General features: G+C 55.6%; 17 protein-coding genes and 1 tRNA gene. 11 read left to right on the top strand and 7 right to left on the bottom strand.

Going from position 1 to position 17,759, the window contains the following annotated elements; translation table 11 throughout:
* Positions 1-40: 40 nt before the first annotated feature.
* From CPJ18_RS14680 to CPJ18_RS14665, 4 genes are all read right to left on the bottom strand, one after another.
* Positions 41-571, bottom strand: a complete 531-nt coding sequence (locus tag CPJ18_RS14680; protein ID WP_103659183.1) for a lipocalin family protein — start codon at positions 569-571, stop codon at positions 41-43.
* A 91-nt stretch (positions 572-662) separates the two neighbouring features.
* Positions 663-1,097: a VOC family protein gene (locus tag CPJ18_RS14675; RefSeq protein WP_245445413.1), complete on the bottom strand. Its 435-nt coding sequence runs from the start codon at positions 1,095-1,097 to the stop codon at positions 663-665.
* A gap of 85 nt (positions 1,098-1,182) precedes the next feature.
* Positions 1,183-1,767, bottom strand: coding sequence for a nucleoside/nucleotide kinase family protein (locus CPJ18_RS14670; RefSeq protein ID WP_146258689.1), 585 nt, complete (start codon positions 1,765-1,767; stop codon positions 1,183-1,185).
* A gap of 103 nt (positions 1,768-1,870) precedes the next feature.
* Positions 1,871-1,945 (bottom strand) — tRNA-Glu (locus CPJ18_RS14665).
* A gap of 493 nt (positions 1,946-2,438) precedes the next feature.
* Here CPJ18_RS14665 and CPJ18_RS14660 point away from each other — a divergent pair.
* Together CPJ18_RS14660 and gpt are read left to right on the top strand one after the other, a co-directional pair.
* Positions 2,439-3,296 (top strand): GGDEF domain-containing protein, encoded by an 858-nt coding sequence (locus CPJ18_RS14660; RefSeq protein ID WP_167397908.1) that lies wholly within the window; start codon positions 2,439-2,441, stop codon positions 3,294-3,296.
* A gap of 130 nt (positions 3,297-3,426) precedes the next feature.
* Positions 3,427-3,924: a xanthine phosphoribosyltransferase gene (gene gpt, locus CPJ18_RS14655; RefSeq protein WP_077106790.1), complete on the top strand. Its 498-nt coding sequence runs from the start codon at positions 3,427-3,429 to the stop codon at positions 3,922-3,924.
* 2 nt (positions 3,925-3,926) lie between these two features.
* Here gpt and CPJ18_RS14650 read toward each other — a convergent pair whose 3' ends face one another.
* Positions 3,927-4,682: an ArsR/SmtB family transcription factor gene (locus CPJ18_RS14650; protein ID WP_103659321.1), complete on the bottom strand. Its 756-nt coding sequence runs from the start codon at positions 4,680-4,682 to the stop codon at positions 3,927-3,929.
* 123 nt (positions 4,683-4,805) lie between these two features.
* Here CPJ18_RS14650 and CPJ18_RS14645 point away from each other — a divergent pair, with 123 nt between their 5' ends.
* The 4 genes from CPJ18_RS14645 to CPJ18_RS14630 all read left to right on the top strand — a co-directional run bounded on the left by CPJ18_RS14645 (position 4,806) and on the right by CPJ18_RS14630 (position 11,047).
* Positions 4,806-5,705 (top strand): DMT family transporter, encoded by a 900-nt coding sequence (locus CPJ18_RS14645; protein ID WP_103659179.1) that lies wholly within the window; start codon positions 4,806-4,808, stop codon positions 5,703-5,705.
* A 645-nt stretch (positions 5,706-6,350) separates the two neighbouring features.
* Entirely contained in the window at positions 6,351-10,166 is a 3,816-nt protein-coding gene (locus CPJ18_RS14640; protein WP_103659178.1) for a vitamin B12-dependent ribonucleotide reductase, read from the top strand.
* Positions 10,167-10,446: 280 nt separating this feature from the next.
* Positions 10,447-10,725, top strand: a complete 279-nt coding sequence (locus CPJ18_RS14635) for a BrnT family toxin (protein WP_103659177.1) — start codon at positions 10,447-10,449, stop codon at positions 10,723-10,725.
* Positions 10,712-11,047, top strand: coding sequence for a helix-turn-helix domain-containing protein (locus CPJ18_RS14630; RefSeq protein WP_245445412.1), 336 nt, complete (start codon positions 10,712-10,714; stop codon positions 11,045-11,047). Before CPJ18_RS14635 ends, CPJ18_RS14630 begins: the two co-directional genes overlap by 14 nt.
* 180 nt (positions 11,048-11,227) lie before the next feature.
* On the opposite strand, the gene CPJ18_RS14625 is transcribed toward CPJ18_RS14630, so the two are convergent.
* Together CPJ18_RS14625 and CPJ18_RS14620 are read right to left on the bottom strand one after the other, a co-directional pair.
* Positions 11,228-12,511 (bottom strand): O-acetylhomoserine aminocarboxypropyltransferase, encoded by a 1,284-nt coding sequence (locus tag CPJ18_RS14625; RefSeq protein WP_103659176.1) that lies wholly within the window; start codon positions 12,509-12,511, stop codon positions 11,228-11,230.
* 86 nt (positions 12,512-12,597) lie between these two features.
* Positions 12,598-13,032: a CoA-binding protein gene (locus CPJ18_RS14620; protein WP_103659175.1), complete on the bottom strand. Its 435-nt coding sequence runs from the start codon at positions 13,030-13,032 to the stop codon at positions 12,598-12,600.
* 538 nt (positions 13,033-13,570) lie between these two features.
* On the opposite strand from CPJ18_RS14620, the gene CPJ18_RS14610 reads away from it, so the two are divergent.
* The 5 genes from CPJ18_RS14610 (at position 13,571) to CPJ18_RS14590 (ending at position 17,720) form a co-directional block, all read left to right on the top strand.
* Complete coding sequence (locus CPJ18_RS14610) at positions 13,571-14,407, top strand: DMT family transporter (protein ID WP_103659173.1); 837 nt, start codon at positions 13,571-13,573, stop codon at positions 14,405-14,407.
* A 246-nt stretch (positions 14,408-14,653) separates the two neighbouring features.
* On the top strand, positions 14,654-15,118 hold the full coding sequence (gene rplM, locus CPJ18_RS14605; protein ID WP_067643588.1) for a 50S ribosomal protein L13: 465 nt from the start codon (positions 14,654-14,656) through the stop codon (positions 15,116-15,118).
* 2 nt (positions 15,119-15,120) lie between these two features.
* Complete coding sequence (rpsI, locus tag CPJ18_RS14600; protein ID WP_077106783.1) at positions 15,121-15,588, top strand: 30S ribosomal protein S9; 468 nt, start codon at positions 15,121-15,123, stop codon at positions 15,586-15,588.
* A 348-nt stretch (positions 15,589-15,936) separates the two neighbouring features.
* Positions 15,937-16,863: an N-acetyl-gamma-glutamyl-phosphate reductase gene (gene argC, locus CPJ18_RS14595; protein ID WP_103659172.1), complete on the top strand. Its 927-nt coding sequence runs from the start codon at positions 15,937-15,939 to the stop codon at positions 16,861-16,863.
* Positions 16,860-17,720 carry an aminoglycoside phosphotransferase family protein gene (locus tag CPJ18_RS14590; RefSeq protein WP_103659171.1) on the top strand — a complete coding sequence of 287 codons (861 nt, stop codon included), beginning with the start codon at positions 16,860-16,862 and terminating at the stop codon, positions 17,718-17,720. Before argC ends, CPJ18_RS14590 begins: the two co-directional genes overlap by 4 nt.
* The last annotated feature ends 39 nt before the right edge of the window (positions 17,721-17,759 follow it).

Raw genomic sequence — 17,759 nt, 5'->3', positions numbered from 1 at the left:
GGATAACGCGGGCATTTTTGTTTGGGCAATTTGCAAGACGTTAGAACTTCGGAAACTCAAGCTTGCTTGCATCATACCCGAGTTCTTTCGCCTTTTTCACCATCACTGCCAACTTGCTCTTGGACGGCACGCTGCGTGCATAAATCCAGAGATTTTTCATGTCGGGATTTGCGCTGATGAACCAGCTGCGGTCTGGAGACTTGTACAGAACCCAATAATTGAAGGTGATCAGCAGTGGATAGCGGACCCTTAGCTTGGCCTTTGTCGTTTTCGAGTCGGTCAAAGTGCCGATACCCTCGATAGTCTTGAGCTTCCCTTGCGGAGAACCCTCGCGACACCCGTCCTGCACCAGAACTTGATTGGGTGCATTACCGGGTTTGTAGACCGTGAAACCTGCTACGCAGCCATCCGTCAGCCACATGGGCGTTCTGCCGATTTCCAGCCATTTGCCTTGATAATGCGAACGATCGGTTTGCGCCACGGCTGGCTCTGCCTTGGCTTCGCCAATGAGAGAAGCACTAAGGCAAGAGAATGCTACGGCGGCGGTAAGGGATTGAATGATACGGTTCATCGCGAGCTCCACGGGGGTCAGGATTCGAAGACAACGCCACACGCGTATCGCGGTTGCACCCGACATCATCAATCCACCGTGACCTGCCGGCTTACACACGCCCGTCTGGATATTCAGCTGGTCCCTTGATTTCCAGCATGTTGCCGAACGGGTCGTATATATAGAAGGAGTGCCCCATTCCGCGCGCGCCGCCATGCATCGCCTCACGATGAATGGTAACGCCGTGGCTTTCCAGATGCGCGCGCAACGCGTCATGCTCGAAAGGCCCTGTTGCGATGCAGATATGGTCGACATTTCGCCCGCCTGCTACAGGGGGTGCCGCCTTCTGCCCGCCGGGATGCGTTATGTCCCACAGCACAATGAGCGAAGCGCCGCACCACACTTGCTCCATGCCAAGCGCTGGATAGGTGTAGCCGGGGCGGCAGCCCATCACTTCATGATAAAAACGCAGCGCCTTGTCCATGTCATCAACCAACAGAACGACGTGATCAATCCCGACAAGGGAAAATGGTATGCTTGATGTCACTGATATCTCCTCCAAGATGTCAGACGTACAATCGCGTTATGGCGCGCGGGGTCAACTGCGAAACTCAATCGATAAACAACGACGCTCAGCTATCTGAACGCAATGCATCGAGCAATCGCGAACGAAGGGCATGACTCTCGCTGTCGGAATCGATGTCGATTTTTCTGAGATTAAGACGGCTGACCTCCCCCGCGATGAAGCCGTTGAACGCAAGCGCCCTTCTCACAAACTTCTCGATGAGGAACTGGCTGTCGCCGTCGCGGGATGAATATCCACTTTCCGATTTGATTCTGCGCTCGATGAGGTCATCGGATGCAACCAGCCAGACCGCCTGAACATCGCTCGACAGAAGCGGGGCGATCCTAGCGGGCAGCAAGGCCGAGCCTTCCACTACGAGACCGGCCTCATTTTCTATCAATGGCAAAACATGTGCACCCCACATCGAATCATAGTGGTGGAGTACCGATTGCATCAGAGCATCCACCTCAAGATCGCGATAATGCTCAACCACATGCGGCGGCGGCATGTCAGGCACATCCCGCCATGGACGTCCGGGGTGTCTGGCGAGACTATCGGTGGACAGGAAACGCCAATCCAGCTGCGTGGCGACGGTTTCGGCCAGTGTCGATTTGCCGGCGTGGGATGTGCCGCCAATCAAAACAATCCGCACGACCATAGCTCCCCACATTCAAACTGCGCATGATCCAGAAACGGAACAGCGACCAGCATCAATGTGCGAAGTACGATAAAAATGAGGATTTTTTTAGGAGAAGTGGTACGCCCTAGGGGAGTCGAACCCCTCTTTTCAGAATGAAAATCTGACGTCCTAACCGATAGACGAAGGGCGCGTACACTTGTGGTGTGGCGCTCTTATAGTCAGAGGTTTTCGATACCGCAAGCGGGAAAGTGCGCCTTTTGACAAAAAAATGACGGACTGTCTTACAGCCCTTGGAAAACAAGGATTATCCATTCAAAACAGAGGCTTATTTTTCCCGGCAACGCCGTTTCGTGCGCTTGGAACTCGTTAATTCCCGGTTGGTCGATCAATCGTCATGTCCGAGCAACGGCGTTTCATGACACCCAGACTGCTTGTTCGCAGCCTTGCGCGCCAGCAATTTGAGAGGTCGCGTTATAAAGGACGCGGGTACCGCTTATGGTAGTTCCCATCGATCAAAAATCAGCCTTAAATGCCGAATTCGACATCTTGGATTGAAATTGCGTGTTCAAATGACGAAGTAATGCCCTTCTCGCCATCGAATTGCTTTCTTTCGACGCAGATTTCTAATTAAGAATTATCGAGACTACGGAAGGTTGACCATGCGATCAGAGAAACGACAGATAATGCCGACACTTCGACGGTCTCTGATTGCGAAAATTTTTCTGGTTTCATTTTTAAGTGTCCACGTTCCGCTGATTGCTCTGATCATTCACCTGCTGAGCGGTTTCGACACCGGGCCTGTGCCTGTGTTTTCCTTGATATTGGGTGCAACGCTTATCGGCACCGCGATATGTCTATTCGCCATCTGGCGCTTCATCCGGCCGCTGCACCATCTGGCCGAAGCTCTGATGAAATATCCGCAGGATAAAAGCGTTCTGAAACTTCCCTCCAGCGGTGCCGATGAAATCGCCATCGTTACCGATGCGGCCAAATCCATGCTTTGGCAGGTGGAAGAGCTTACTAAGAAGCTCAAGCACCAAGCCACGACGGATTTTCTGACCGGCCTTGGCAATCGTCGCTGGCTGACGGAACAGTTGCCGGCGGCGCAATCTCAGGCCGAACGGGCGAATGAACCTCTGTCTCTCGTCCTGTTCGATCTGGACCGATTCAAGCAGATCAACGATGATTACGGTCACGATGTCGGCGACAATGTCTTGATGATCGTGGGCGAGATCGTGAAGGATTCCCTCAGACCCTATGATCTTGCATCGCGTATCGGTGGAGAGGAGTTCTGCATCCTGTTGCCGCGCACCTCTGGCGAAGATGCTATCAACATCGCCGAACGCCTGCGCGTCGCTTTCGAGGCCAGCTATCTCGATCCTCTACCGAAGGGCCGCATCACCTGCAGTTTCGGTGTGGTGCAAGCCGCGACCGATGAACGTTTGCAGCAATTGCTGCGCAGAGCAGATACCGCGCTCTACAGAGCCAAAGACGCGGGACGCAACACGGTGATCGGCGTATTTGCAGATAAAAGCATCTAGATCAGCCGGCGACATTCTCCCCAGTGGCGTTAGAAACCGTTTTAGAACTGCGTGATCCGCTTGCTTTTCACGCATTCTTGCCGCTATTAGCCAAAGCCATCGACAATTTTGACCAGATGGCAGACACCTCATGTCCCTTCCAGATAAAGCTTTTCCCGTTTCATGGGATCAATTTCACCGTGATGCCCGCGCCCTTGCATGGCGCTTGGCAGGCTTGGACCAGGAGTTCAGCGCCATTGTCTGCATCACTCGCGGCGGCCTTGTGCCAGCGGCGATCATTTCGCGCGAACTGAATATCCGCCTCATCGATACGGTCTGCATCGCCACGCGCCATGATTACGTCAACCAGGGCGACACGATGCTTCTCAAGGGCATTTCGCCCGAGCTGATGGAAAAAGATGGCGAAGGCATCCTCGTGATCGACGACCTGACGGACACCGGCAAGACTGCCATCGAAGTGCGTGAAATGTTGCCCAAGGCACATTTTGCCTGCGTCTATGCCAAGCCGAAGGGCGTACCGACAGTCGATACGTTCATTACAGAAGTCAGCCAGGATACGTGGATCTACTTCCCATGGGATCTGGGCTTCACCTATCAGGAGCCAATCGCGAAAGGCTCCCGCGGATAAACTCACAAATGACGGCTCTCGCAGCCGTCATTTTTTGTTTCGGCGGGCGACGACAATCGCCACTCCAACGGCAATCCGAATGTGGTGCGAAAACCCACCTCGCCCGCTGGCGTGACGCGCAAAGCCCGCGTTTCCGAAATGCGGGCAACCCAGCCCAGCGCGGTGAAACGGTCGAGCAACCCCGCGCCCAGCTTTCCAGCCAGATGCATCCGCCGTTCGCTCCAGTCCAGACAGGCCCGGCAAAGCGGCCGTTTCGAAACGTTGTCGGGTTTGAGGTCGACGCCGAAGTCACAGAAGAACTTTTGGCCTTCCTCCGTTACCAACGCGGCACCGTCGGACAAGGCGACGTAGGACTTCTCACACAGGGCGTCCGCAACGCTCACGGCAAGTTTGCCCGCCATATGGTCATAACAGGTTCGGGCCGTGCGTAGCGCCTCATCTTTCGGGCCGACGGGCCGGTAACGTTTAGGCCCTGCAGATGCGACGGCCATCAGCGCATCGATGGCCTGCGCCACTTCTTGCGATGCCAGACGGTAATAACGGTGCCGCCCCTGTTTTTCGAGCGTCACCAGTTGGGCGTCTGCCAGCAGGGACAGATGGCCGCTCGTGGTTTGCGCGGTTACACCGGCGTGGCGCGCCAATTCGCCCGCCGTCAGGGCTTGCCCGCCCATCAGTGCCGAGAGCATATTGGCGCGGGCTGCGTCGCCAAGGAGGCTGGCAACTTCGGCGATTGCAATACCGGAAGCAAAATTTGTCATGAAGCCAACATAACAGCGCGGTTTCGCTTTGTCAGTCACACACATTTCGGTCACGGCCGAAGCATCTTTGCCGCTTTTGCGGCTACCACCGCTCGTAGACACCTGCGAGCCCAAGGACAGAACATGCCCGCCGACAAAAACATGACAAAAGAATTCGCGCTTCTTCTTACCCTCGCCACACTGTGGGGTGCCGCCTACACCTTTATAAAACTGGGCGTGGCCACCATACCGCCAATCACCTTGATTGCGGCAAGAACGCTGCTTGCTGCAACCGTACTTCTCATCGTCCTGCGCATTCGTGGGCTACGCTTGCCACGCGATCCCGCCATATGGCGACGCTTTTTCATTCAGGCCGGTCTCAACACCGCCGTTCCCTTCACGCTGATTGCCTGGGCAGAAACCACCACTGATGCCGGGCTTGCTGTCATCCTCAACTCCACCACGCCGGTCTTTGCCTTTTTGCTGACGGCACTTCTCGTTCGTCATGAACCCGTCAATGGGCGAAAGATATTGGGGATTGCCGCAGGCTTCAGCGGCATCGTGTTGATCGTCGGTGTGCAGGCGTTCAATGGCGTGGGCAAGGAACTGCTGGCGCAGCTCGCCGTCGTTGCCGCCAGCGTGTGTTATGCCGGTGCCGTCATTTTCGGCAAAAACTTCAAAGGGCTTGACCCGATGATGCCGGCAGCGGGCTCGCTATTGTGCGGGGCGATCATGCTGGCACCGCTCAGCCTTGTGATCGACCGACCCTGGACGCTATCGCCATCGACGTCTTCGCTTTTTGCTCTCCTGGCGCTTTCTGTGTTTTCCACCGCTTTGGCATTCGTCATCTATTTCCGACTCATCCACACGCTTGGTTCGGTGGGCACCACGGCACAGGCCTATCTGCGCGTGCCGATCGGTGTCGGCATAGGCGTCATATTTCTCGGAGAAAGCCTGTCTTCGACGGTATGGGTTGGTCTCGTCCTCGTCGTCGGTGGCGTCTTTGCCATGACACTTCCGACGAAACAGCCAGCGGCGGCATGAGCGATAGGCACGTGACCACACCCCAGAGCTTGTGATTATCATGGGAAATCATGTTGTAGGAATGTGTAAAACTTGGGGTGTCGCCTTTTTGCCGCACCTCTAAAAACCGCGCAAAACCGGCCTTCCGTTACGTAAGGAAAATCCGGCACGAAATTTATCCCGCCACTCAAGTGCCTGATTTTTATAGCGGGTTTTTCTTTCCCCGTTTTCCACAGCCCGTGCACACAATATCTGGTAGTTAACAAACCCTTTCAAACTAGGCCTTGACGGAATCACCACATTTTCCCAAGGTGTATTCATGTTGCGGCGGCAACAGAATCGGGTGTCTCACCTCGGGTTCTTTTCAGTTTCAGTTCACGCGTTTGCCTGCGTTTCAACCATGAGGGGGTGGAGCGTAAAGGCCTGTTTGTGAACTGGATTTTCCGCCAAAAACATGATGCGGGATATATGGCGACAAAAGGCTGTTAATACTATATATAGTATTGAACAGTATCATTGCAGCCGAAATCACCACGAGATACAGGGGTAGCATCTGCGGATGACCATCCCACCTAGATCGGCGAAAACCGGCGGCGCGTACGAGGCGCGACGCGGGAGAGAATTTTTGCGCCCTGTTCACGGGTGCCACGAAACGAGGACCATAAAATGCGCATTGAACGTCGCTTTACCAAGCCCGGCCAGTCTCCTTATGCGGAGATAGAATTCCGCAAGGGTATCAGCGAGATCAAGAACCCGGATGGCTCCATCGTTTTCCGCCTGGCGGATATCGACGTTCCCGCGCAGTTCTCTCAGGTCGCGACCGACGTTCTGGCGCAGAAATATTTCCGCAAGGCCGGTGTGCCGAAAATCCTGAAGAAGGTTGAGGAAAACGACGTTCCTTCCTTCCTGTGGCGTTCGGTTGCCGATGAAAAGGCCATGAAGGACATTCCCGAAGACGAGCGTTACGGCTCTGAAATCGATGCCCGTCAGGTGTTCTCGCGTCTTGCCGGAACCTGGGCTTACTGGGGCTGGAAGGGCAAATATTTCTCCACAGAAGAAGACGCCCTCGCCTTCCGCGACGAGCTTGCCTATATGCTGGCCACCCAGCGCGTTGCGCCGAACTCTCCACAGTGGTTCAACACCGGCCTGCACTGGGCCTATGGCATCGATGGCCCCGGCCAGGGACACTTCTATGTCGACCCCTTCACAGGCAAGCTGACCAAGTCCAAGTCGTCCTACGAACACCCGCAGCCACATGCCTGCTTCATCCAGTCCGTCGAAGACGATCTGGTCAATGAAGGCGGCATCATGGACCTGTGGGTGCGTGAGGCACGCCTGTTCAAATACGGCTCCGGCACCGGCTCCAACTTCTCCTATCTGCGCGGCGAAGGCGAAAAGCTGTCGGGCGGCGGTCGCTCCTCCGGCCTCATGAGTTTCCTCAAGATCGGTGACCGCGCAGCCGGCGCCATCAAGTCCGGCGGCACCACCCGTCGTGCGGCCAAGATGGTCGTCGTCGATGCTGATCACCCCGATATCGAAGCTTACATCGACTGGAAGGTGAACGAAGAGCAGAAGGTTGCCGCTCTCGTTACCGGTTCCAAGATCGTTGCCAAGCACCTCAAGGCCATCATGAAGGCCTGCGTCAATTGTGAAGCCGATAACGGCGATTGCTTCGACCCTGCCAAGAACCCTGCTTTGAAGCGCGAAATCCGCGCTGCCAAGAAGGACATGGTGCCTGAAAACTACGTCAAGCGCGTCATCCAGTTCGCCCAGCAGGGCTACAAGGATATCGACTTCAAGACTTACGACACCGATTGGGATTCGGAAGCCTACCTCACGGTTTCGGGCCAGAACTCCAACAACTCCGTGTCTTTGAAGGATGACTTCCTGCGCGCCGTCGAGAATGATGGCGACTGGAACCTCACCGCCCGCAAGGACGGCAAGGTCATGAAGACGCTGAAAGCCCGCGATCTCTGGGAAAAGATTTCCCACGCCGCTTGGGCATCAGCTGACCCAGGCCTGCACTTCAACACCACCATGAACGACTGGCACACATCGCCAGCCGCTGGCCCTATCCGCGCATCCAACCCTTGCTCGGAATACATGTTCCTGGATGACACGGCCTGCAACCTTGCTTCGCTGAACTTGCTTCAGTTCAAGGACCCCAAGACCAAGACCATCGACATTGCCGATTACGAACACGCCGTTCGCCTGTGGACCGTCGTTCTCGAAGTCTCGGTCATGATGGCGCAGTTCCCATCCAAGGAAATTGCCGAACGCTCCTACGAATACCGCACGCTCGGCCTTGGCTATGCCAATATCGGCGGCTTCCTGATGTCGTCCGGCATTCCTTACGATAGCGATGAAGGCCGCGCGATTGCCGGTGCCTTGACCGCCATCATGACGGGCGTTTCCTACGCAACATCTGCCGAAATGGCTGGTGAGCTTGGCCCCTTCCCGGGCTTTGCACCGAACCGCGACAGCATGCTGCGCGTTATCAGAAACCACCGCCGCGCCGCCCAGGGCTTGGCCTATGGTTACGAGGGCCTGTCGGTCAACCCGGTTGCGCTCATCCATGCCGATTGCACGGACCCGGACCTGATCACCCACGCGGTTGCCGCATGGGACAAGGCTCTGGAACTCGGCGAAAAGCACGGCTACCGCAACGCCCAGACCACCGTTATCGCGCCGACAGGCACAATCGGCCTCGTCATGGATTGCGACACGACCGGCATCGAGCCTGACTTCGCGCTGGTAAAGTTCAAGAAGCTGGCCGGTGGCGGTTACTTCAAGATCATCAACCGCGCTGTACCGGAATCCCTCCGTTCGCTCGGTTACTCGGAAAGCCAGATCGCCGAAATCGAAGCTTACGCTGTCGGCCACGGCAACCTGAACCAGGCACCTGCCGTCAACGCTTCGACGCTACGCGCCAAGGGCTTCACTGATGAGAAAATCGAAGCTGTCAACGGCGCGCTGAAAGCCGCCTTCGACATCAAGTTCGTGTTCAATCAGTGGACACTCGGTGCCGACTTCCTCAAGGACACCCTGAAGGTTTCCGACGAGCAGCTTTCCGACATGAGCTTCAACCTGCTGGAGCACCTCGGTTTCTCCAGAAAGGACATCGAAGCGGCCAACGTGCATGTTTGCGGCGCGATGACGCTGGAAGGCGCACCGTTCCTCAAGGACGAGCATCTGCCTGTGTTCGATTGCGCCAACCCATGCGGCAAGATCGGCAAGCGTTACCTCTCGGTCGAAAGCCACATCCGCATGATGGCGGCAGCGCAGCCCTTCATCTCGGGTGCGATTTCCAAGACCATCAACATGCCAAATGACGCAACGGTCGAGGATTGCGGCGCAGCCTATATGCTGTCCTGGAAGCTGGCACTGAAGGCCAACGCCCTTTACCGCGATGGTTCCAAGCTGTCACAGCCGCTCAACGCTTCGCTGGTCGAAGACGATGAGGACGAAGATGCGCTGGAAGATCTGATCGCCCAGCCACAGGCGGCTCAGGCCGTGACGCTGACTGAAAAGATCATCGAACGTGTTGTGGAGCGCGTCGTTTCTCGCGAGCGTGAAAAGCTTCCGAATCGCCGTCAGGGTTATACCCAGAAGGCAGCTGTGGGTGGACACAAGGTTTACCTGCGCACCGGCGAATTCGGTGATGGTCGCATCGGTGAAATCTTCATCGACATGCACAAGGAAGGCGCTGCTTTCCGTGCGATGATGAACAACTTCGCCATCGCCATCTCGCTTGGCCTGCAATATGGCGTGCCGCTGGAAGAATATGTGGAGGCCTTTACCTTCACCAAGTTCGAACCAGCCGGCATGGTCATCGGCAACGATGCCATCAAGAACGCCACCTCGATCCTCGACTACGTCTTCCGCGAACTCGCCGTTTCCTACCTCGGCCGTCACGATCTGGCCCATGTGGATACGTCGGACTTCTCGCAGACGGCACTCGGCAAGGGCATCGAAGAAGGCAAGACCAACCTCGTTTCCACCGGCTGGACGCGCGGTTACAAGCCAACTCTGGTGTCCAACACAAGTAGCGAACGTGCCAACTCGTCCGAACCAAAGGGTTCGGCAACCGCCGCCCCTGCCCGCGCTTCCGGTAACGTAACATCGATCTCCGGCAATACGGTCCGCAAGCTGGAACCAGCCATCGCCGCCTCACCTTCAGAAGTCATCGCCTTCAAGCGTGACTATGAGGAACGCGCAAAGGAACTAGCAGAGGAAATCGCCGAAGAGAGCCTCGTCACCGAATCCGAACAGGCCGCAACCGCCCTCTTCTCCGACAAAGCCGCCGCAGACGCAGCATCGGCCAAGACGGAAGCCAAGAAGAAAGAAGCCGAACGCCGTGTACGCTCGATTGCGCAGGGTTATACCGGCAACATGTGCGGCGAGTGCCAGAACTTCACGATGGTTCGGAATGGTACTTGTGAGAAGTGCGACACTTGTGGTGCGACGAGTGGTTGCTCGTGAATTGCAGGGATAAGTAGTTGATCTACTTTTCATGCGGTTAAGTTGAGTTGAATATAGCCCCGCAGTGATTTGGTTCGCTGCGGGGTTTCGCTCTTGGAGGTAGAAATGCACTGCCCACATTGTACGATTAATTTTCATAACAATTGGGATCAGGGGTCGCTCTACAGGTAGCGTCAACCAACCGACTGGAGCTACCATACCGCCGATGCAAAGTTGGCCGGCGCTGGAATACCACCTTCAAAATAGACATTTTAAAAATACTGGATACCCGTAGTTTATTATGTTAGATTTTGATTGGGATGAGCAGAAAGCAACCGCCAATTTCCTAAAGCATGGCGTCAGTTTCGCCGATGCTTGCGTGGTGTTCGATGATCCCTTTGCGATCGACATAGAAGACAGGTCGATCAATTACGGTGAAGTGCGGCGGCGGATTATTGGTATCGGTCATAACCAATATCTGACTGTCATCTACACAGAGCGTGGGGATGTCATTCGCCTGATTTCCGCTCGAAAAGCAACGCGGTTGGAGCGACGGGAGTATAGTGATGTCAATGGATAAGATACAGAAATCCGACTGGGCCCGCGTGGACGCCATGAGCGACAAGGACGCGGAAGCGAACGCTTTGTCTGATCCGGATAATCAGCCAATGACACAAGAGCAGTTGCGCGCTGCTCCGCGTATGCCGCAGGTTAAAGCCATCCGCCGTGCACTTCGGTTGACTCAAGAAGAGTTCGCGGCTCGCTACCAAATTCCCCTTGGCACCCTTCGGGATTGGGAGCAAAGCCGAAGTGAACCGGATCAACCCGCCCGCGCCTATCTGAAAGTGATTGCCGTTGATCCCGCTCGCACTGCGGCGGCGTTAATTAAGGGAGCTGCCTGAGGAAGGCGGTTTCGGCCTGTCGACAACGTGTTTCTGAAAATGGAAGCAACATGCACTCTCGACATCAGAAGTCACCCCTCACCTGAAAAATCTATGACTGAGCGACGCTCAGATCATGATTTTCTACCTCTCCCACAGGGGGAGAGGTAAACCACAGCGGGCGATGCCCGGATGCCCCAATCACACCTTAGCCAGCGCCTGCTCCAAATCCGCAATAATATCCTTCACATCCTCGATGCCGATGGAGAGGCGCACGACATCCGGGCCGGCACCGGCGCCGGTCTGCTGCTCTGGCGTCAGTTGCGCGTGGGTGGTGGATGCTGGGTGGATGACGAGGGAGCGGGTGTCGCCGATATTGGCGACGTGGGAAAACAGTTGCAGGCCTTCGACCAGCGCCTTGCCCACCTCATGTCCACCCTTCACGCCGAAGGTGAAGACGGAGCCTGCGCCTTTGGGTGAGTAGCGCTGTTGCAGCGCGTGATTCTCGCTGTCTTCGAGACCGGCATAGTTGACCCAGCTGACTTTCGGATGGGCTTTCAGCCACTTGGCAACGGCAAGTGCGTTATCGGAATGGCGCTGGACACGCAGCGGCAGCGTTTCGATACCGGTGAGGATGAGGAAGGCGTTGAAGGGCGCAATGGACGGACCGAGGTCACGCAAGCCGAGAACCCGCGTCGCGATGGCAAAGGCGAAATTGCCGAATGTCTGGTGCAGCACGACGCCGGAATATTCGGGCCGCGGCTTTGACAATGCCGGAAATTTATCGCTGGCCGACCAATCGAAGGTTCCGCCATCGACAATGATGCCGCCCATGGAGTTGCCGTGACCGCCGAGGAATTTGGTCAAGGAGTGCACGACGATATCTGCACCATGCTCGATAGGCCGTATCAGATACGGGCTTGCCATGGTGTTATCGACAATCAAGGGAATGCCGTGCTTGTGGGCAACCTGCGCAATCGCTGCGATATCCACGAAGGTACCGCCCGGATTGGCGAGGCTTTCGATGAAGATCGCCTTCGTGCGATCATCGATCTGGCTTTCGAAGCTGGCTGTATCTGTCGCATCTGCCCAACGCACCTGCCAGCCAAAGTTCTGAAAGGAGTGGCCGAACTGATTGATGGAGCCGCCATAAAGCTGGCGGGCCGCGACGAAGTTATCGCCTGACTGCAACAGCGTGTGAAACACCAAAAGCTGCGCCGCATGGCCCGAAGCCACCGCCAAAGCCGCCGTTCCACCTTCGAGCGCAGCGACGCGCTCCTCCAGTACCGCCTGGGTGGGGTTCATGATGCGTGTATAGATGTTGCCGAATTCCTTCAGACCAAACAGCGCCGCGGCGTGATCGGAGTCACGAAATTCGTAGGCCGTTGTTTGATAGATGGGCGTTGCGCGCGCGCCGGTCGCTGGATCGGGCTCGGCACCGGCGTGAATTGCCAGGGTCGAAAAGCCCGGATTAGTCTCTGACATGTGTCCCTCCAATGTATTCTTACCTGCCTTGAGAGCAGAGGGATGATAGCGTCCTCAAGGCGAAAGGTAAGTGCAACTTGTGCTAACTATGATGCGATATTGAGACGCGGATACTCAATTGCCGGGCATCGATCCATAACCATTTCTATCCCATAAGCCTCAGCCTTTGCGGCTGCGTCATCATGGCGAACGGACAACTGTCCCCAGATAACCTTGGGCCGTGGCGACAAGAGAGTGACTTCGTCAACAATCGCAGGCAGATATTCCGCCGCTCGAAACACATCGACCATGTCGATCGGCTCGGGAATATCAGCCAGCTTGGCGTAGACTGGCCGCCCCAGAATTTCCTTACCCTCCTGCCCCGGATTGACGGGAAAAACCGAGTATCCCTTGGACAGTAGAAATTTCATGACGCCGTGGCTCGGCCTTGCAGGATTGGGCGAAGCACCCAGCAACGCGATGGTCTTAACCTCGCTCAGAATACGGCGAATGTGGTCGTCGTCATAGGCGTCGTGGTTCATGGTCGTTCTCCCTCATGGCGTCCGCTTCAGATATTGTCAGGCAATATCGTGACGGAGAAAAGTGTTTTCTAGAAGTCCCAAAACTTCACGGAATTTGACACAACTATAATGTTTGCGCTAACTACAACCACAATCCGCAATCGTACTTTATTTGTACCGCAAACGTTCACAGGCATTTTAGAAACTACTCATAGTTACATTAGAGAAATATGTTTCATATTGAAACTGTTTAATGCTGAACAATTGGCGAGTGAAAATGCGCAGGAAACCGGCCTGAGCGGCATTGAAACGATCAAATTTTTCCAGAGACATGGACTCTAATCGGTTTATTTCATCGCAAGCTGTGGATTGATCGTTAAAACGAGCATCAGCTTTCAACCTCTTGAAAACACGCCTTAATTGTATATGCGGCCTATTTTTAACAGGAAATGCCTCTGACGGGCCTCGCAAGACGCGTGAAATATATTCGCAGGGCCAGTCGCAACAGGCCTTCGAAAAGCATAAGCAATAGACAATCTGGACAAGTTGCGAGTCGCCCGTGCCGATTGAAGTATTGTTGCTCGTTTTGCTGGGTGCCGTTCTGCACGCCAGTTGGAATGCACTTGTTAAATCCGGGACGGATAAAGCGCTGGACGCAACCTTGGTTGCCGCTGGCGCTGCTGCCTGTTCCATTCCGTTCTTGCCATTCCTGCCGCTGCCCGGCACCGTGGCCCTGCCGTTCCTCATTGTTTCAGCCATATTGCAATTCGCTTATTTCCGGCTTGTTGCGGCGGCTTATACGGTCGGGGATATCGGCCTCGTCTACCCCATCATGCGCGGGGTCGCGCCTCTCATCGTCGCCGCCAGCAGTAATCTCTTCTTAGGCGAAGCTCTCAGCCCCGCCGCGATAGGCGGAATAGCCGTCATCTCCGCTGGTATTTTGACCCTTGCTTTTGAAGCCCGCCATGGCGGCAGACACGCGATCTTGCTCGCCCTCGCCAATGCCGTGGTCATCGCGGGTTATACCTTTGTGGATGGCGTCGGCGCACGGCTTTCAACCAGCGCCATTTCCTATACGCTGTGGATGTCACTTTTGCCGCCCCTCCTCTTATTTTCCTGGGCGCTTTATCAGAGGGGCTGGGCACCGGTGTCGACACATGTGCGCCGCCACTGGTGGCGTGGGCTTGCGGGCGGCGCTGGGTCTATCCTGTCCTACGGCCTGGCGCTGTGGGCCATGACGAAAGCGCCCGTTGCGGTGGTTGCGGCCTTGCGGGAAACATCCATCCTTTTCGCCATCATTATTTCGGTTCTCATCCTCAAGGAAAAGGCCAGTATCTGGCGCTATATTGCTGGTGCCATCATCGCTCTGGGCGTTCTGATCATGCGTCTTGGCTGATTTTGATGGTATTTTATTGTGGTATCATGAAACCACATAAATAAGTCATTGTTTTTAAATGTTAATTTTTGCAGGTGCTCTTTTTACACCCGTTGACGCAGTTTCATCGACCGCCTATAAGCGCGCCAGACAGAATTTCCCCGGAAATACGGTCATTCCGGCTGCGCGCATGCGCTCAGCCTTAAGCAACAAAAAACGCCTGCGTGCTCAGCTTGAGTGTGACGGGTCCTAGAGAAAGTTAAAAGAATGTCTACTTTCGTTCAGAAGCCTGCTGAGGTGGAGAAGAAGTGGATCATCATCGACGCCGAAGGCCTCGTTGTTGGTCGCCTCGCCACTGTTGTTGCAACCCGCCTGCGCGGCAAGCACAAGGCAACATACACACCGCACGTAGATGATGGCGACAACGTCATTATCATCAATGCGGAAAAGGTTGTCTTCACCGGCAAGAAATATTCCGACAAGAAGTACTACTGGCACACTGGTTACCCAGGTGGCATCAAGGAACGTACCGTTCGCCAGATCATCGAAGGCCGCTTCCCGGAGCGCGTTCTCGAAAAGGCAATCGAGCGTATGATTCCCCGTGGTCCTCTTGGTCGTCGCCAGATGAAGAACCTTCGCGTTTACGCTGGTTCGAACCACCCGCATGAAGCACAGCAGCCTGCCGTTCTTGAAGTGGCAACGCTGAACAGCAAGAACGTAAGGAGCGCCTGATAATGGCCGATCTTTCCTCCCTGAAAGACCTCGCCCCGGCATCGGAAGCTTCGGCTCCCGTGCACGTCCGCAAGGTTGACACACTCGGCCGCTCCTACGCGACCGGTAAGCGCAAGAACGCCGTTGCACGCGTATGGATCAAGGCCGGCTCCGGCAAGATCATCATCAACGGCCGCGACTTCTCTGCATATTTTGCACGTCCGGTTCTACAGATGATCCTGCAGCAGCCTTTGATCGCTGCAGCACGCGCTGGCCAGTTCGACATCATCGCAACTGTTGCCGGTGGTGGTCTCTCCGGTCAGGCCGGTGCAGTTCGTCACGGCGTCTCCAAGGCTCTCACCTACTTCGAACCAGCACTCCGCGGCGTTCTGAAGAAGGGTGGCTTCCTGACCCGCGACAGCCGTGTTGTTGAACGTAAGAAGTACGGTAAGGCCAAGGCTCGCCGTTCGTTCCAGTTCTCCAAGCGTTAATCGCTTACAGACGACAGAACTCGAAAAGGCGGAGCTTCGGCTCCGCCTTTTTTGTTGCTTGATAACAACAGCGTTGCTGCGGAGTCTTAGTTTCTTAGGGCGACCGTTCCGACCGATAAGAACGTCGTCATACTTTGTTACAGCTAAGCCATTATCGGTTGGCCGCGAGGCGCAGGTGGCCCGCTTACGACCCTGCCCATATCAACGCCATTGCCGGAGCAACGGTAGCAATGTATATGCTTTGCCTGCGCGCTACAGCTTCTGAGAGCAAGTTGAGAGATCGATTCAGAGGCGTGGCAAAATGATTCCGCGTATTCCCGTAAACACTTGATAATTCAGGACAAGGACATGACAGCAAAAATCTTCATCGACGGCGAACACGGCACGACAGGCTTGCAAATCCGCACCCGCCTTGCCGACCGCCGCGATATTGAACTGCTGTCCATTCCCGAGGCTGAGCGCCGTAATGCGGCCATGCGGGAAGATATGCTCAACAATGCGGACATCTCTATCCTGTGCCTGCCGGATAACGCCTCCAAGGAAGCCGTGACCATGGTCTCCGGCAACAACAAGGTTCGCATCATCGATACCTCCACGGCTTACCGGATCCATCAGGACTGGGCATACGGCTTTGCCGAAATGGACAAGGCGCAGGCCGAGAAGGTGCGTTCCGCCCGTTTCGTTGCCAATCCGGGATGCTACCCAACGGGAGCCATCGGCCTTATCCGCCCGCTGCGCGTCGCTGGCATTCTGCCGGATGGTTATCCGGTCAGCGTAAATGCCGTTTCCGGCTACACGGGCGGCGGCAAGCAGATGATTGCGCAGATGGAAGACCAGAGCCGCGATGACGCCATCAGCGCCAATAATTTCCTCTACGGCCTGACGCTGAAACACAAACATGTGCCGGAAATGAAAATCCACGGTCAACTCGACCGCTCGCCCCTGTTCTCGCCATCCGTCGGCCGTTTCCCGCAGGGCATGATCGTCCAGGTGCCGCTGTTCCTTGCAGACCTGAAAGAAGGCGCTACTGTCGAGACCATTCATGCCGCGCTGGTCGAGCATTACGCCGGGCAGAACATCGTGCAGGTCGTGTCGCTTGAAGACAGCAAGTCGCTCTCACGGATCGATGCCGAAGAACTGGCCAATCAGGACACGATGAAGCTTTTCGTGTTCGGAAATGGCGAACACGTCAACCTGGTCGCCCTGCTGGATAATCTCGGCAAAGGCGCGTCAGGTGCCGCAGTCCAGAACATGGAACTCATGCTTTCGGCATGACCGAAAATTTGGCAAAGACACCTATTCCAGCTGAACTCACAAGGCGGTGGAGCATCTCCTCCGCCTTTCTTATTGCCGATACGCCCACGAGTCTTGTCTACCGCGTCACCCTCGCCGACGCATCCAGCGCCATCGTCAAAGCCTTGAAACCAAAGGGCATGGGTGAGCTACCGGGCATGGCGTTTCTGGAGTGGTGCGAAGGATATGGAGTGGTTCGATTAATCGACCGCGTCGACCATATTTGCCTTTTGGAAGATGCGGGCAATATGACCCTACGTGAGTACCGGGTCCTCCACGGCGAAATGTCCAGCAATGCCATCATCGTTGATACGCTCAAAAAGCTTCACTCAGATCGCCCTCGTCCAGCAACTGAATTGACGCCTCTTCGAAAACATTTCGAGGCACTGTTCAAGCGGGCTTTGCGCGAGACGAACGATGAGTTATCGCCTGTGTTGCGTCACGCCGCCAGCATTGCCGAAGACTTGCTTTCGAACCAGATGAATGTTCGGCCTTTGCACGGCGATCTACACCACGACAATATCATTTTTAGTCACGATCGCGGCTGGCTGGCCATCGACCCGCAAGGCCTACTCGGTGATACTGCTTACGAGGTCGCAAATGTTTTCGGCAATCCGCTGGGTGCATTTGGCGAGATCATCAGCCCTGCCCGCATTGCGACACTGGTTTCGCTGTTTGCCGATGCTCTCGGCTGTGATGAGGAAAAAATACTGCGCTATGCGCTTGCACATGCCGGTGTGTCTATTTGCTGGTCGCTAGAAGACGGAGACACGGTCCTCAGCAACGAGAACGCCCGTGAGAGACTGGCTTTTTTCAACGTAGCAGCCAGCCTTCTTTAAAGACCGCTCGATCCCTAGATGGTGAAAAACTGCTGGGCG

This window comes from Agrobacterium rosae (genome assembly GCF_002915175.1).
Lineage (GTDB): Bacteria > Pseudomonadota > Alphaproteobacteria > Rhizobiales > Rhizobiaceae > Agrobacterium > Agrobacterium rosae.
This window is presented reverse-complemented; position numbering and strand designations above follow the sequence as displayed.